The sequence below is a fragment of the Micromonospora sp. WMMB482 genome (assembly GCF_019038635.1).
Lineage (GTDB): Bacteria > Actinomycetota > Actinomycetes > Mycobacteriales > Micromonosporaceae > Micromonospora > Micromonospora marina.
Genome location: NZ_JAHOPD010000020.1, coordinates 6,419,394 through 6,433,821, shown reverse-complemented (window position 1 = coordinate 6,433,821; position 14,428 = coordinate 6,419,394). Strand labels below are relative to the sequence as shown.

The 14,428-nt window shown below is 73.3% G+C and carries 14 protein-coding genes; 4 read left to right on the top strand and 10 right to left on the bottom strand.

The window, feature by feature from the left end; genetic code table 11:
• Nucleotides 1-39: 39 nt before the first annotated feature.
• The 9 genes from KSK32_RS31070 to KSK32_RS31030 all read right to left on the bottom strand — a co-directional run bounded on the left by KSK32_RS31070 (nt 40) and on the right by KSK32_RS31030 (nt 9,890).
• On the bottom strand, nt 40-1,065 hold the full coding sequence (locus tag KSK32_RS31070) for a S1C family serine protease (protein ID WP_216935268.1): 1,026 nt from the start codon (nt 1,063-1,065) through the stop codon (nt 40-42).
• 320 nt (nt 1,066-1,385) lie between these two features.
• Entirely contained in the window at nt 1,386-1,850 is a 465-nt protein-coding gene (locus KSK32_RS31065; RefSeq protein ID WP_216935266.1) for a hypothetical protein, read from the bottom strand.
• Nucleotides 1,851-1,860: 10 nt separating this feature from the next.
• The gene (locus KSK32_RS31060) at nt 1,861-3,099 is read right to left on the bottom strand and encodes an ABC transporter permease (RefSeq protein ID WP_216935264.1); all 1,239 of its coding nucleotides are present in this window, start codon (nt 3,097-3,099) and stop codon (nt 1,861-1,863) included.
• Nucleotides 3,096-3,839 carry an ABC transporter ATP-binding protein gene (locus KSK32_RS31055; RefSeq protein WP_216935262.1) on the bottom strand — a complete coding sequence of 248 codons (744 nt, stop codon included), beginning with the start codon at nt 3,837-3,839 and terminating at the stop codon, nt 3,096-3,098. Before KSK32_RS31055 ends, KSK32_RS31060 begins: the two co-directional genes overlap by 4 nt.
• Entirely contained in the window at nt 3,836-5,005 is a 1,170-nt protein-coding gene (locus KSK32_RS31050) for an efflux RND transporter periplasmic adaptor subunit (RefSeq protein WP_216935260.1), read from the bottom strand. Before KSK32_RS31050 ends, KSK32_RS31055 begins: the two co-directional genes overlap by 4 nt.
• 75 nt (nt 5,006-5,080) lie before the next feature.
• Nucleotides 5,081-6,097: a hypothetical protein gene (locus tag KSK32_RS31045; protein ID WP_216935258.1), complete on the bottom strand. Its 1,017-nt coding sequence runs from the start codon at nt 6,095-6,097 to the stop codon at nt 5,081-5,083.
• 95 nt (nt 6,098-6,192) lie between these two features.
• Nucleotides 6,193-7,761: a cell wall metabolism sensor histidine kinase WalK gene (locus KSK32_RS31040; RefSeq protein ID WP_216935257.1), complete on the bottom strand. Its 1,569-nt coding sequence runs from the start codon at nt 7,759-7,761 to the stop codon at nt 6,193-6,195.
• Nucleotides 7,754-8,473 carry a response regulator transcription factor gene (locus KSK32_RS31035; protein WP_374226733.1) on the bottom strand — a complete coding sequence of 240 codons (720 nt, stop codon included), beginning with the start codon at nt 8,471-8,473 and terminating at the stop codon, nt 7,754-7,756. Before KSK32_RS31035 ends, KSK32_RS31040 begins: the two co-directional genes overlap by 8 nt.
• 67 nt (nt 8,474-8,540) lie before the next feature.
• On the bottom strand, nt 8,541-9,890 hold the full coding sequence (locus tag KSK32_RS31030; protein WP_216935256.1) for an efflux RND transporter periplasmic adaptor subunit: 1,350 nt from the start codon (nt 9,888-9,890) through the stop codon (nt 8,541-8,543).
• Nucleotides 9,891-10,099: 209 nt separating this feature from the next.
• On the opposite strand from KSK32_RS31030, the gene KSK32_RS31025 reads away from it, so the two are divergent.
• Both KSK32_RS31025 and KSK32_RS31020 read left to right on the top strand, forming a co-directional pair.
• Nucleotides 10,100-10,471, top strand: coding sequence for a hypothetical protein (locus tag KSK32_RS31025; protein ID WP_216936461.1), 372 nt, complete (start codon nt 10,100-10,102; stop codon nt 10,469-10,471).
• Nucleotides 10,472-10,612: 141 nt separating this feature from the next.
• Nucleotides 10,613-11,833 (top strand): carbohydrate-binding protein, encoded by a 1,221-nt coding sequence (locus tag KSK32_RS31020; RefSeq protein WP_216935254.1) that lies wholly within the window; start codon nt 10,613-10,615, stop codon nt 11,831-11,833.
• A 109-nt stretch (nt 11,834-11,942) separates the two neighbouring features.
• Here the strand turns inward: KSK32_RS31020 and KSK32_RS31015 are convergent, their stop codons facing one another.
• On the bottom strand, nt 11,943-12,461 hold the full coding sequence (locus KSK32_RS31015; RefSeq protein WP_216935252.1) for an RNA polymerase sigma factor: 519 nt from the start codon (nt 12,459-12,461) through the stop codon (nt 11,943-11,945).
• 177 nt (nt 12,462-12,638) lie between these two features.
• Between KSK32_RS31015 and KSK32_RS31010 the strand changes: the two genes are divergently transcribed.
• Nucleotides 12,639-13,427: a GerMN domain-containing protein gene (locus KSK32_RS31010; RefSeq protein ID WP_216935251.1), complete on the top strand. Its 789-nt coding sequence runs from the start codon at nt 12,639-12,641 to the stop codon at nt 13,425-13,427.
• A 76-nt stretch (nt 13,428-13,503) separates the two neighbouring features.
• Nucleotides 13,504-14,415 carry an alanine and proline-rich secreted protein Apa gene (locus KSK32_RS31005; protein ID WP_216935248.1) on the top strand — a complete coding sequence of 304 codons (912 nt, stop codon included), beginning with the start codon at nt 13,504-13,506 and terminating at the stop codon, nt 14,413-14,415.
• Nucleotides 14,416-14,428: the final 13 nt, after the last annotated feature.

Genomic DNA, 14,428 nt, shown 5'->3' with positions numbered 1-14,428 from the left:
GGTTTCGGCGTGGCACCACCGACGTCGCTGGGCGAGGGGTCAGCGGGTGGCAGCGGTCGGCGTGACAGTCGTGCTGCGGCTGTCGGACCCGCGCAGGTAGGTGACCGGCACGCGCTGGCCGGGCTCGACGCCACGCAGGGCGCCGAGGAACGCCTCCAGCGTGTCGGTGCGGTCGCCGGCCAGTCCGGTGATGATGTCTCCGGGCCGCAGACCGGCGGCCGCCGCCGGACCGTCGCCGGCGACGTCCCGGACCAGCACCCCCCGGTCGGTGGCGGCGCCGAGGGATCGGGCGATCTCCGCCGTCAGCCGGGTCACGGCCAGCCCGAGGTACGGCTGAGTGACCTTGCCGTCGTCCAGCAGGTCGTCCGCGATGTCGACCGCCGTGGCGACGGGAATCGCGAACCCGATGGACACCGCCCCGGTCTGCGGCGGGAGATACGCGTCGTTGATCCCGACCACCCGGCCGGAGTAGTCGGCGAGCGCGCCGCCGGAGTTGCCGGGGGAGATGGCGGCGTCGGTCTGGATCAGGTCGACCAGGGCGTTGCCCTGACTCGCCGAGCCGGGAATCTCCCGGCCGACGCCGGAGACGATGCCGGCGGTGACGCTGTTGAGGAAGCCGAGCGGACTGCCGAGTGCCACCACCGGTTCACCGGGCGCCGGCAGTTCGGTGCGCAGCGGCGCGGGCGGCAGGTCGGTGCGTTCCGCCCGGAGGACGGCGAGGTCGGTGACGGCGTCGGCGGCCACCACCCGGGCGGGCACCCTGGTTCCGTCGGCGAGCGCCAGCTCGACGTCCCGCTGATCGCCCACCACGTGCTCGTTGGTGAGGACCAGCCCACCGTCGCGGAAGACCACGCCGGAGCCGAGACCCTGGTCGGTCCGGACGGTGACCACGGAGGGTTGCAGCCGCGCGACCACCTGTGGCAGGCCTGCTGCGGGCGGCGCGGCCGAGACCGTCGACTTCTCGGCCGGTGTCGCAGTGGCATCGCCGTCCGCCGTGCACCCGAGCGTCACGGCCAGCAGTGCCACGCTGCCGATGAGCGTCGCCCGGCGCCGTCGACGTTCCACGTCTCTGCCCTCCCGCAGTGCCTGAGTGGCGGCGGACTCTCCGGCGCCTTCCGCGCCCGCTACCCGCAGCCCTCACAAACAAACGCCGGGAGGGACCGGTTCGGCCGGTTGTCACGGTCATGACCGCCGATCGTCATGGCACTGTCGTATTGCCACCGGTCACCCGTGTCGCTGCGCGCGGCGCTTCCGCCCGTCGCGTTCCCGGCTGAGGATGAACGCGCCGGTGCTGTTCCTCTTCGCCGCCGCGGTCGTCTCCGACCTGCTCTGGGGCCGGTCGCTCACCGGCGGCGGCAACAGACCGCCGGTTCGCAGCCAACCGTCTACTCCTGCCGGATGATCGTGGCGGCCGTGAGGTCGCTGCCCTGCCTGTCTCCCGTCACCGCGACGGTGTCGCCGGGCCGGAGGTCCTTGAGCGCGGCGGGCAGCCGGACCTGCGTGCTGTCGTCCGTCCGCACGGTGACCACCTCGCCGGACTCGCGCCGAATCTTGACGACGGTCCCGTCGATGCCGGTGACGGTGCCGGTGGTGGCCGGGGTGGCGGTGGCGGCCGGGGGAGCGGCGCCACCGCCACGGGCTCCGCCGCCGCGGGCCCCACCGGCGGGTCCGTCGACCGCTGCTCCGCGTCCCGCCGGTGCGGGCCCGGAGTCCGGCCCGTATGCCTGCTGCGCCTGGGCGCCGCCGGCGAAGCCGCCGACGAGCAGCAGCGCTGCCATGAGCCACGGGGTGGCCCGGCTCCGCCAGGGGCGGGATCCGGCGGCGAGTGCGGTGTCGAGTTCGGTCGTCATGCTTCACCTGTCATTCGTAGCGAAGTGCGTCGATGGGGCGCAGGCCGGCGGCGCGGCTGGCGGGGACACTGCCGAAGAAGAGTCCGATCGCGACGGAGACTCCCAGCGCCAGGGCGACGGAGCTGGGCACGATCACCGGTTGCACGCCGACGATGGTGAAGCGGCTGCCGATGAGTGCGGCGGCCACGCCGAGGCCGCCGCCGAGGACGCTGAGCATTGTCGCCTCGGCGAGGAACTGGGTGAGGATGGTGCGCCGGGGTGCGCCGAGAGCCTTGCGGATGCCGATCTCCCGGGTCCGCTCGGTGACCGTCACCAGCATGATGTTGGTGATGCCGATGCCGCCGACGAGCAGGCTGATGCCGGCGACGGTGCCGAGCAGGACGGTGAAGGTCTGCGCGGTCTCGGTGCGGGTGGCGAGGAGTTGGGCGGCGTTCTGGATCCGGTACGGCGCGGCGCCCGCACCACCTCCACCCCCGCCCCGGCCGGTGGCGGTGGTGCCGGCCGGCAGATCGAGGCGCTGGTTGAGGATCTGGGTGACCTGTTGCTGGGCGGCATTCACGCGGTCCGGGCCGGTGGCCTCGACGAGGATGGAGTTCACCGGGCCGTACCCGGTGAGAGCCTGCTGCACGGCGGTGAGCGGGGCGACGGCGAGGTCGTTGGGGTCGGAGAAGCCGGATGACGAACTCTTCTCGGCGAGGACTCCGACGACGGTGAACAGGGCGCCGCCGACGGTGACCTGCTGGCCGATCGGGTCGGTGTCGGCGAACAGCTCGGTGGCGACGGTACGCCCGAGCACGACCACCCGGCGGCCCTGGGCCACGTCCTGGTCGGTGAAGGCGGCACCGGCGGCGAGCGGGCTGTTCGACGACCCGAAGTAGGCCGGGTGGGTGCCGAGGAACTGCGCCACCGGGTGCTCGGTGCCGGCGTGGGTCATCGTCGGGGCGCTGCTGACCACCGGTGAGACCGCCCGGACGTCGGGGGCGAGTGCCGGGTCGTGCAAGGACTGCGCGATGTCGACAGTGAGTGCCGACGGCGTCGTTCCGCCGCGGGCGGTGCTGGACACGGTGATGGTGTTGGTGCCCAGCGCCTCGATGCTGCGGTTGACGGCCTGGGCGGAGCCGTTGCCGACGGCGACCAGGAGGATGACCGCGGCGACGCCGATGAGGATGCCGAGCATGGTCAGCGCCGAGCGCAGCTTGTTGGCGGCGACACCGCGGCCGGCGAAGCGGAGGATCTCCCACAGGCTCACCGGGCACCGTCCTGTCGTACGTCGGTGGTGACCCGTCCGTCGAAGAGGGTGATCAGCCGGCGGGCGCGGGCGGCCACCTCCGTCTCGTGGGTGATCATGACGATGGTGCGCCCGGCGGTGTGCAGCTGGTCGAGAATGCCCAGCACCTCCTCGGTGGAACGGCTGTCGAGGTTCCCGGTGGGTTCGTCGGCGAGGATCAGCGCGGGCTCGGTGACCAGGGCACGGGCGACAGCGACGCGTTGCTGCTGGCCGCCGGAGAGCTGGTTCGGCTCATGGTCGGCCCGGCCGGTGAGACCCACCATGTCCAGGGCCGCGAGGGCCCGCCGGCGTCGTTCGGCCGGCTTGACACCGGCGTACGCCAGGGGCAGCTCGACGTTGGCCACGGCCGAGGTGCGGGGGATGAGGTTGAACGACTGGAAGACGAACCCGATGCGCCGGTTGCGGACCAGCGCCAGCCGGGCATCGTCGAGTCGGCTGACGTCGACCCCGTCCAGGCGGTAGGTGCCGGCGCTGGGCACGTCGAGGCAGCCGAGGATGTTCATCAGCGTCGACTTGCCGGATCCCGAGGACCCCATGATGGCCACGTAGTCACCGGCCGCGACGGTGAGGGACACTCCGCGCAGGGCGTGCACGGTCGCCTCGCCCTGCCCGTACACCTTGGTCAGGTCATGGACGTCGAGCACCGGACGGGCCCGGGCCCCGTCGGTGCGGTGGTGGTGGCCGACCAGGTGGAGGGTCATCGGTTGCCCCGTCCGCCGCCACCGGTCAGGCCGCCGCCCGCCGGTCCGCCGCGCCCGCCGCCACCGGTGCTCGTCTCGGCGCCGCCGGTGCTGGGCAGCACGACGCGGTCGCCTTCGGTCAGGCCGGAGATGATCTCGACGAGTTGGTCGCCCCGCAGGCCCACCTCCACCGGGCGGACGACCGGGGTGCCGTTGTCCAGCACGGTCACGGTGTTGCGGTTACCGGCGCTGGTGACCGCGAGAGCCGACACCGCGACCACGTTCTCGGCGGTGTCGAGGGTGACGGTGACCTGCACGCTCTGGCCGGGCCGGGCGGCGTCGGGACGGTCCTTCAGGCTCAGGGTGACGCCGTAGGTCACCACGTCGTCGGCGGTGGTGGCGTTCGGGTCGATCGCGGCGAGCGTCGCCTCCGCGGTGGTGCCGGGTAGCGCGTTCCAGCTGACCGTGGCGGGCATGCCCGCCTTGAGCCGGGTCGCGTCGGCCTCGGGGACCGCGGCGGAGACCTCCAGCCGGGTCAGGTCGGCGATCTGCACGAGTCCCTCACCTGCCGACCCGGGCGGCGTGCTTCCGGCCCCGGAGGCGCCGCCCCCGGTCGCGCCGCCGGTGGCCGCGCCGCCCGCCGGGGTGCCGGAGTCCCCGACGCTGCCGTTCACGGCCACCACGGTGCCCGCGATCGGTGCCGTCAGGGTGGCGCCGTCGACCTTCTCCCGCGCCGCGGCGACCTTCAGCTCCGCCTGGGTCACCGCCGCCTCCGCCTGCGTGGTGGACCCCTCGGTCTCCGCCGCCCGGTCCGCCGCGTCCCGCGCCGCATCGAGGTCGGCCTCCGCCGCCGCGAGCTCCCGCTTCGCGGCCGAGGCGTCGACCTTGGCCAGCACCTGGCCCTTCTTCACCGGGTCGCCGACGGCGACGGTGATCTCCGTGATCTGCCCGGCGGTGGCGAACGTCGCGCTCGCGGTCGCCGCGCTGCGCACCGATCCGGGTACGGAGACCGCCGACGTCACCGTCGCCCGGCTGACCGGCACCGTCCGGGCCTCGCCGGCAGCCGCGGTCTCCGGTGCGCTGAACGCGGTGTACGCCCAGCCGCCGGCGAGCAGCACCGCCGCGGCGAGGCCGGCGTTGACGAACAGGGACGGGCCGCGGGCAGGGATGAGTCGTCGCACACGCATGTCCGAGAGCCTGGGGGCGGCGGCTCGGAGCGGGCCCGGCGCCACCTCGGAGCCGGCTGGGAGTCGGGCGGCGGGTCAGCTGCCGCCGAGGAAGTCCTCGATCCGGTGCCAGATGTCGGCGCTGTTGTCGTCCTGCATCATCAGGTGCGTGTTGCCCCGCACGCCCTCGTCGGGCAGGTACACCAGGCGGCCCGGGTGACCGCCGGCATCCACGAGACCGACGGTGCTGCGGCAGGCGTCGAGCCGCCCGGTCTGCCGGCGTTCGGCGATCCGGTCGCCGTAGACCGCGATCGTCGGCGCGGTGGGTACCTGGCCGGCCTCGGCGGGGCAGCCGACGGGTTCGACGGCCACCACGGCCACGACCTGCTCCGGGTGCTGGTCGGCCACCGCGAACGCGGCCGACCCGGCGGCCGAGTGGGCGAGCAGGATCGCCGGCCCGGTCCGTTCCAGCAGGGCGAGCAGCGCCTGTTCCTGAGCCGTCGCCCCCGGTCCCCGGCCGCCGCTGTCGGACCGCCAGTACGGTGGCAGGGCGGCAAGGAACTGGTCGATGTCCTGCACGGGGAACCGGGTGTCCGGGTACGGCTGGCCGGGTGACTCCCCGAAGCCCCAGCGCGGCCAGATCTCCTCCTCGGTCCACACCGACATCTTCGGTTGGCTCTCGGGTGGGGATTCGCCGGCGGCCACCGCGTTGAACGGCCGCACGTCGAAGCCGGAGACGGCCAGGGACGGCTCGTCCAGCACGTAGACGGGGTGGCCGGCCCGGGCCGCCTGCTGTGCCCAACCCTCGCGGCCGTCCGGCGTGGTCAGGAAGATCGACGAGCTGAGCCCGAGACCCGGCATCATGATCACCGGCGGCTGGTCGGCCCCGGCGGGGACGAGCCGGTGAACCATCGCCTGCCCGGTCCAGGTGGTCGACGTCCGGCCGCCGCTGTCGTCGGTGACCTGCTGCCCACCGACGAAGAAGTAGCCGCTCCCCGTCACCGTCAACCCGTCGTCGCGGGTGTCGCCGGCCCATCGGGGCACCAGCAGCGCCCCGGCCAGCACCGTCAGGGCGGTCGCCGCCGCCGCGACGATCCGTGTTCTCGTCCGCATGCTGCCTCCGTCCGGTTCGTGTACCGGGATTGAACGAGGTCAGGCTCGGAGCGAGCTCCGGGTCCGCTGGACGTTTCCGGACAACCCTCGGCGGGTCAGCTGTGCATGGTGCGCAGCAGGTCGACCAGCTCGTCGCGGTCGGCATCGGGCACCGAGGGCAGCAGGAGCCGGAAGGTGGCCCCCCGGCCGGGGGCGGTGAGCAGTTCGACCCGGCCCCCGTGTCCCCGCACGAGGGCCGCCACGATGGACAGGCCGAGGCCGGACCCGCCGCTGCCGCGGGTCCGGCTCGGATCGGCGCGGTAGAGCCGCTCGAAGACCCGTACGGCCTGGTCGGCCGCGAGGCCGGGCCCGTCGTCGGTCACCTCCAGCACCGCGGCCGGCGTTGCGGCGGGCAGCGGATCTCCCACGGCCGTGACGGGCGGCGGTCCGGCCGGTGCACGGCGCAGTAGCCCGGTGCGGACCGTCACGCGGGCCTGCGGTGGCGTGTGCTGCAGGGCGTTGTTGAGCAGGTTGGCGACCACCTGGCGCAGCCGGTGCTCGTCGCCGGTGACCATCACCGGTTCGAACCCGTCGTCGTCGAGGGCGGCCAGGCGGATCCGGCGCCGGGGCGCGCGGGCGTGTGCGTCGCGAACGCTGTCGGCGGCGACGGCCAGCAGGTCGACCGGCTGGTCTCGCAGGGGGCGCTCGTGGTCGAGCTGAGCGAGCAGCAGGAGGTCTTCGACGAGCAGACCCATCCGGGCGGCCTCGGCCTCGATCCGGGCCATCGTTCCGTCCAGCTCCGGGCCCGGTGGTGTTCCGCCCCGGCGGTAGAGCTCGGCGAACCCGCGGATGGAGGTCAGCGGCGTCCGCAGTTCGTGCGAGGCGTCCGCGATGAACTGCCGCAGCCGCCGCTCCGACTCACGGCGCGCGGCGACCTCGGTGGAGATCCGGTCCAGCATCAGGTTGAGCGCCCCGCCGAGCCGGCCGGGCTCGGTGTGCGGATCGGCGTCGGGCACCCGGCGGGACAGGTTTCCCCCGGTGATCTGCGCCGTGGTCTGCTCCATCCGGGTCAGCGGCCGGAGTCCGAGCCGGACCACCACCGCGGCGAGCGATGCCAGTAGCAGCAGGACGACCATGATCACGACCGCGTCGATCAACAGGAGAAGGTCGGTGGTCTCCTCGACCTCGCGCAGCGACACCGCCAGCACCGCGATGCCCCGGTCGTCACCGCGCTCGACCACCAGGACCCGCCAGGCGGCCGCGCCGTCGGCGGCCTCGACGGTGTACGGGCGGGTGCCGGCGGCCCGGGCGACCAGCCTGTCGTACGGCTCCACCTTCGGCACCGTGGCCGACTCGTCGGAGCGCCGGACGTCCTCCAGGCTGCCGTCCGGGCCGTACAGCAGCACCACCTGCTCCGGTCCGAGCCGGGCGCGCGGCAGCACCCGGGTTCGCTCGTGCGGGTCGTAGGACGGGGCGGCGTCCCGGGTGAACGGCCGGCTGACCGTGGTGAGCTGCTCGTCGATCCGGTCGGTGAGGGTCCGGCGCAGCAGCACCAGCCCGGCCGCGTTCGCCAGGACCAGCGCGAGCGCGGTCAGCGCCGCCACGACCACGACCAGCCGGGACCGCAGGGTCCAGCGTCCCCACCGGCGCAACCGCCGCCGCCGGGCGGCGCGGCGGCTACCCACCGTCGCCCGGCCCCGGACGCGGCAACCGCAACGTGTAGCCGACGCCGCGCACGGTGTGCACCAGCGGTGGCGCCTGCACGTCGATCTTCCTGCGCAGGTAGTAGATGTACGACTCGACGATGCGTCCGTCGCCGCCGAAGTCGTAGTTCCACACCCGGTCGAGGATCTGCGCCTTGCTCACCACCCGGCCGGCGTTGACCATCAGGTACCGCAGCAGGTTGAACTCCGTCGGCGACAGCTCGACCACCCGGCCGGCCCGGCGCACCTCGTGGGCGTCCTCGTCCAGCTCCAGGTCGGCGTAGCGCAGCACGCCGTCCGGCGCCGGCGCGTCGTCGGCGCGGCTGCGGCGCAGGATCGCCCGGATCCGCAGCACCACCTCCTCCAGACTGAACGGCTTGGTCACGTAGTCGTCCGCCCCGACGGTCAGCCCGGAGATGCGGTCCTCCACAGTGCCCCGCGCGGTGAGGAACAGCACCGGCACCCCGGCGCCCGCACCGCGCAGCCGCCGGGCGACCTGGAAGCCGTCGAGGTCGGGCAGCATCACGTCGAGCACCACCAGGTCCGGGTCGAACTCCTCGGCCATGGTCAACGCCTCATGGCCGCCGCCGGCCACCCGGACGTCGAACTCGACCAGTCGCAGCGTCGCCGACAACAGGGCACGGATGTTCTCCTCGTCGTCGACGACGAGCACACGGGTACGGCGATCGGACACGGTTGCCAGGTCTATCCGGGCAACCTCGGAGCGAGCTGGGAGCGACCTGTCCCGGAGCTGAGCGAGATCATCCCGTGGCGACAACCAGGTCGCCCTCGGCGAGTCCGGACCTGATCTCCACGAACTGGTCCCCCCGGACACCGATCACGACGGCGCGCGGTTCGGCCGCCCCGGCGAGCAGGACGGTGCCTGATCCATCCGGCTGCACCTGGACCGCGCCGGCCGGTACGCGCAGCACGTCGGTGACGGTGGCGATCCGGATCCGCACGGCGGCGCTCTGCCCGATCAGCAGATCGTCCGGAGCGTCGTCCAGCGCGAGCCGGACCCCGAACCGGACCACCTGACCGTCGCTGGCGCCCACCGGGTCCAGCTGGACCACCTCGGCGGCCAGATCGGTGCCGGACCTCCCGGCCGGGGTCACCGTGGCGGTCTGCCCCACCGCGATCCGCCCGGCGTCGGCCTCCGGGAAGGTCGCCGTGACCTGCATCCCGTCGACGACGGCCAGTTCGACGAAGCGCGCACCCGCGGACACCCGGGCTCCCACCGGTCCGGCCACCGACAGCACCCGGCCGTCGACCGGCGCGGTGATGGTCGTACCGGCCAGCCGGTCCTCCGCCTCGGCCAGGGCCAGCTGCGCGGCGGTCACCTGCTGGTGTGCCCGCAGCAGGGGATCGGTACCCGCGGCGGTACCGCCCGGCCTCGAACCACCGGACTGTGTCGGGCAGCCTCGCGGGTCCGCCGAAGCCGGGGCCGTCGCGGTAGCCACCGGCCCTGTCCTGGTTTCGCCCGGCGACGGCTCGGCGGGGGAGCCCGACGATCCCGTGGGAGCCGGGGCGGCCGACGGTGCGGGGGAGTGCGAGGGCTGTTCGGAGCCGGATCCCGGGGTGGGTGATCCCGTGTCGCCCGAGGGTGTCGTCCGGACGGCCTCGCCCTCCGTGGCGGCGGCAGCCGCACCTCCCGCGCCGCCCTGCGCGGCCGCGACGGGCGACGTGGCACAGGCGGGGGTGTCCGGCTCCTCCTCGGCCTCGAGGTCGTCGAGCGCGGCCCGCGCGTCGGCCAGGGCCTGCTCCGTGCGTGTCACCTCGGCGCGGGCCTCGCCGTCGTCGAGCACCGCCAGCACCTGACCGGCGGTGACGTCGGCCCCCGGACGGACCCGCACCTCGGTCACGGTGCCGGCCGCGGTGAACGCGAGTCCACGGCCGGCCGAGGGTCGTACCGAGCCGGTCGCGGCGACCGCTGAGGTCACCTCGCCCCGGTCCACCCGTACGGTCGCCGCCGGCGCCGCGTTCCGGTCGGCCCCGCCGGACAACGCGGCCACGCCCGCCGCGGCGGTGACCGCGACCAGAGCGGCGGTGGTGGCGACGGCGGGTACCGGCCGGCGCCGGATCGCCCGCCACACGTGCAGGTGGATGCCCATGGCTGGCGATCGTCGACCCACTTCCTGACAGTGGGCTCGGCCGTACCTCGGAGTTACCTCACAGCCCGGTGTTCCGAGGTGACTCCCAGGCCCGCCGGAGCCGCGCCGGAGGTTGGTCGTCTCTGCTGAGCCGTCGTGCGGGCGTGGGTCCGCACCCGAGAACCGAGGAGAGCCAGATGCCCCGCATCCATCGACGACCGGCCCTGACCGTGGCGGTCGGCGCCACCCTGCTGACGCTCGCGGCCGGCTGCGGCGGCAAGCCGGCGGCCGAGCAGTCGCAGCCGACCCAGCCGCCGTCCGGTGGGCTGGCCGCGTACGCGGCATGCCTGCGCGAGCAGGGCATCGATGTACCCGAGGAACTGCCCTCGGCCCGGCCCGGCCGAAGCGGACAGGCGGACCGGAGCGCCCGGCCGACGACCCGGCCCACCACCCGGCCCTCCGGCCAGCCGGGCGACGGGAACCGCCAGGGTGGCGGGCCGGAGGCGCTCCGTCCGGCCGATGTCGACGACGCCACCTGGGCGAGCGCCCAGCAGGCGTGCGAGGGCTCACGTCCGCAGGGCGGCCGGCGCGGCGACGGCTGACCCGGGCGCAGGGCCGGGGCAGATGAGTGCCGTGGCGGCGAAACCTCCCACGACGGGGCGGAGTGTCTGTCTGCGAGCCGCCCGACCGCGCCGACAGAACCCGGTCGGGCGGCGACCACCCCTCGTACCGGAAGGATCTCCATGCCAAGGATCACCCGTCCCGGCCTCACGGCCGCGGCCTGCGCACTCGCGCTCGGCGTCACCGTCGCACTGACCGGGCAGCCCGCGCAGGCCGCCCCGCCCGCTCTCGACTTCGGGTGCGAGCGGATCGCCTGGAGTTCGGACGGCAACTACCACGACCGCGACGACATCGGCGCGTCGGCGATGGCGCTCGCGCTTCTGGCCGAGAAGGGCCAGCAGTCCCGGCTGGTGCACTGGGACTACAACTCGCACCTGGGCAGCTCGACCGCGAGCTGGGAGCGGGACATGGTCACCGCCACCGAGGGCACCGCCGGCCAGTTCGGCTACGACGTGGCCGGGATCTTCCGCAACAGCCAGACGAGTCTCAACGCCGCCGTGACCCACCTGCGGTCGGCCGTCGACGCCTCCACCGCCACCAACCGGCTGTGCCTGGTCGGTGCCGGCCCGATGGGCGTGGTGTACCGGGCGCTGCAGGGCTCGAACACCGCCGCGCGTCAGCACGTCACGCTGATCTCGCACTCGGACTGGAACAACAATCACGACGACGACGACAACAAGTGGAACCTGGCCGACATCCGCCGCGACTTCCCGCAGGTGAAGTACAAGAGGATTCCGGACCAGAACGCCGGTCTGGGCACCGGTGGCGGTGAGGAGAAGTGGGCCTGGATGGCCGGCAACTCCGACCAGCGGCTGCGCTACGTGCACGACGTGGTCAACGACGTCATGAACAAGAAGGGCGACGTCTCCGACGCCGGGATGATGTACTACCTGATCACCGGTGACGACTCCGGAAACGCCGGCAAGCTTCGTACCTTCCTGACCGCGCCCGGCGGCAGCGCCTCCCCGCAGACCGTGCAGGGTGAGTCGTTCACGTCGGGCTCGGGGGTGCAGGTGGCCGACCACGCCGCGGCGCAGGGCGGCGCCACGGCGGGTTACCTGAACGACGGTGACTGGGCCGGCTACGCCCAGGTGTCCACGGCCGGCCGGACACAGTTCTCCGCCCGGGTCGCCTCCGGCACGTCGGGCGGCACCGTCGAGGTGCGTTCCGGCTCGCCCACGGGTGCGCTGCTCGGCTCGGTCGACGTGCCCGCCACTGGCGGCTGGACGACCTACCGGACTGTCTCGACGTCACTGTCGGGCACCGGAACCGGTCCGCTGCACCTGGTCTTCAGCGGCGGATCGGGCTTCCTCCTCGACGTGGACAGCGTCACGGTGAGCTGACCGCCCAGGGAAGGTCCACCGGGTCGCGCCGGTGGTGGGTGTCACGGGCAGCCACTGCGGTGACCGTCGTCGGGGGTACGCCTGCCGGGCGTACCCCCGACGACGGCATTCAGGGCCGCATGTTGGAGAGGAGTTCGTCGGCTGTCGTCGTCTCGTCCGCGCACAACGCCGCCTGCAGCTGCTGACGGCCCCGCCGCAGCCACGTCTTGACGGTGTTCTCGGGCACGCCCAACTCGGCCGCCACGTCACGTACAGGAAGGTCGACGACATAATGCAGGACCAGTGCCTGGCGGTGCCGTACCGGCACCGCCCGCAGCGCCTCGGTGACCATCAGAGCGTTGCCGTCCTCCACCTCGTGTGCCTGACCGCCGCCGAGGCGCAGCAGGGCGGCCGCGCCGCGCAGCGCCTTGCGCCGCCGGGAGAAGGCGAGGTTGAACGCGACCCGCCGGACCCACGCCTCCGGCGCCTCGTATCCGCTGATCTTCGTCCACCGGGGCAACGCACGGGAGAACGCCTCCTGGGCAAGCTCCTCGGCGTCGTGACGGTTGCCGGTCAGCACGAACAGTTGGCCTACCAGCCGACGGTACGTCGCCAGGTAGAACTCGGTGAAATCCCGATCTGTCGACATCGGACCTCTCGACGCCTGTCGCGACGCGCGCATCCCGATTCGGGCGCTTACCGTGCGGCGACCATCCGACTTGGACGCTGTCGAACTCATGCGCTTAAATAACGATCGCACCGTATGTGAATAATGCGGCAGCGTCAAACGGTAGAGTGGCGACGGCTACGCCCAGGGGAGATGACGGTGACTGACGGAATTCCGGGCGCGGAGGCGACGCGCGACGCGCTGCGCCGTATGGCCGGGACCGCCGCCGAGACCGCGCGTCCGCCGGATCTCGGCGACCTGCGCCACCGGGCACGCCGTCGCCGCGTCCGCTCCGTAGCCGCAGCCGGCCTGGTCGCCGTGGCGGTGGTGGCCGTTCCCGTCGTCACGGCAGTGGTGGCGACCCCAGCCGGTGAGCCGCAGGTCGCCGCACCCGCGCCGACGGCTTCCACCACCGGGTCGCCCGCCGCATCGTCGGCCCCGCCGCCCCGGCCGTCCGAGAGCCCGTCCACCGCCACGGCGAGCGCCCAGGCGACGGAGACCGGCGGCCCGGTCCAACCGGCGACCGAGCCGACCACCGGTACCCGCCGCGTGAAGCTGTTCCTGCTGCGTGAGCAGGCCGGCCAGCGCTGCCCGCAGGTCGTCACGGTGACCCGGGAGGTCCCGGCCCGCAGCGTCGCCAAGGAGGCTCTGCGGGCGCTGCTCGACGGCCCCACGACGGCCGACCGCGCGGCCGGCCTGACCAGCGCCTTCGACGGCGACGCCCACCGCTTCCGCTATCTCAAGCTGGAGGGGACGAACGCACGGGCGGACTTCACCGACCTCGACGGCATCCTGGCCCCCGACGACAGCTGCGAGAAGACCAAGCTGCTGGAGCCGATGCGCCGCACCCTGGAACAGTTCGACTGGATCGAGCAGGCGCGTTTCTCCATCCGTGGCGACCAGCGCGCCTTCTACGTCGACGTGCTCCACGACCGCGTTCCGAACTGACCCTCGGCGACCTTCCGCACTCGACCGGAAGGTCGAGCGGTGAAACCTGGCACCGGCATGCGGAGTGCCATCAGGTATGAATCCTCCACACCAGAATCAGAACCGGCCGCCCGTCGCCCTCGGCATGGCCGGCCTCGCACCGGCCTTCCGTCGACGGCCACAGATCGCCGCGCTGATGGTGATCGCTGCCCTCGCCGGGGCGAGCGCCGGGTGCGAGCCGGACGGCACCCGGGGGACGGCGACCCCGACGACGGCGCCTCCCGTCACCGTCGCGGTCCCGACGACGTCGGCCCCGGCCCCGGTCGTCCCGGTCCCGAGCGCGACGCAGCGCACCGGCAGCGCCTCGGCCTCCAACGCGCCGAGCAGATCCCCGTCCGCCGCGACGACCAAGGCGCCCGCGACCCCACTGGTGCCGGTCACCAGAAAGAACACCGCCCAGGGGCGGCTGTATCTGGTCTCCGGGCTGTCCCAGTTCGAGGCCAACCACGCGTACCGGTACCTCGCGATCGTCACCGGCACCGAGCCGGGCGTCAACGGCCATCCCGGTCTCGGCGCCAAGCAGAAGGACGCCCTCCGCGCCCAGCTCGGCTCCATCGTGGCCACGGTCTCCACCGACGACGGCGGCAAGGGTCTGCTGCCCGGTGACGGCACGATCAGCTACTTCGAGATGTACACGGCGATGGCCCTCGGCTCGACGCTCTACCGCCCGTTCTTCGCCGCCGAGGCCCACATCGACGACGAGTACGGCCGCAACTGGAGCGAGAACCTCCGGAAGTTGGTCGTCGCCGCCGGTGGCATCTCGGCCGACATCGTCACGATGATGCTCGACCGGGTAGCCAACGGTCAGAAGATCGAAGGCGGGCACAACGGCGCCATCGAGACCTTCGGCGGGCTCGGCAAGGAGTACCAGCCGCACCGCCTGCGCAACGACAAGGCGTTCTCACGCAGTCCCAGCCGTCTTCGGGACGTCATCGAAACGCTGAAGTAGAGACGGGCCCGGC

Coding starts and splice junctions, on each gene's coding strand:
- KSK32_RS31065 (WP_216935266.1), bottom strand. CDS start 1,850: ATGACGACCGAACTCGACACCGCACTCGCCGCCGGATCCCGCCCCTGG.
- KSK32_RS31055 (WP_216935262.1), bottom strand. CDS start 3,839: ATGACCCTCCACCTGGTCGGCCACCACCACCGCACCGACGGGGCCCGG.
- KSK32_RS31050 (WP_216935260.1), bottom strand. CDS start 5,005: ATGCGTGTGCGACGACTCATCCCTGCCCGCGGCCCGTCCCTGTTCGTC.
- KSK32_RS31045 (WP_216935258.1), bottom strand. CDS start 6,097: ATGCGGACGAGAACACGGATCGTCGCGGCGGCGGCGACCGCCCTGACG.
- KSK32_RS31030 (WP_216935256.1), bottom strand. CDS start 9,890: ATGGGCATCCACCTGCACGTGTGGCGGGCGATCCGGCGCCGGCCGGTA.
- KSK32_RS31020 (WP_216935254.1), top strand. CDS start 10,613: ATGCCAAGGATCACCCGTCCCGGCCTCACGGCCGCGGCCTGCGCACTC.
- KSK32_RS31015 (WP_216935252.1), bottom strand. CDS start 12,461: ATGTCGACAGATCGGGATTTCACCGAGTTCTACCTGGCGACGTACCGT.
- KSK32_RS31005 (WP_216935248.1), top strand. CDS start 13,504: ATGAATCCTCCACACCAGAATCAGAACCGGCCGCCCGTCGCCCTCGGC.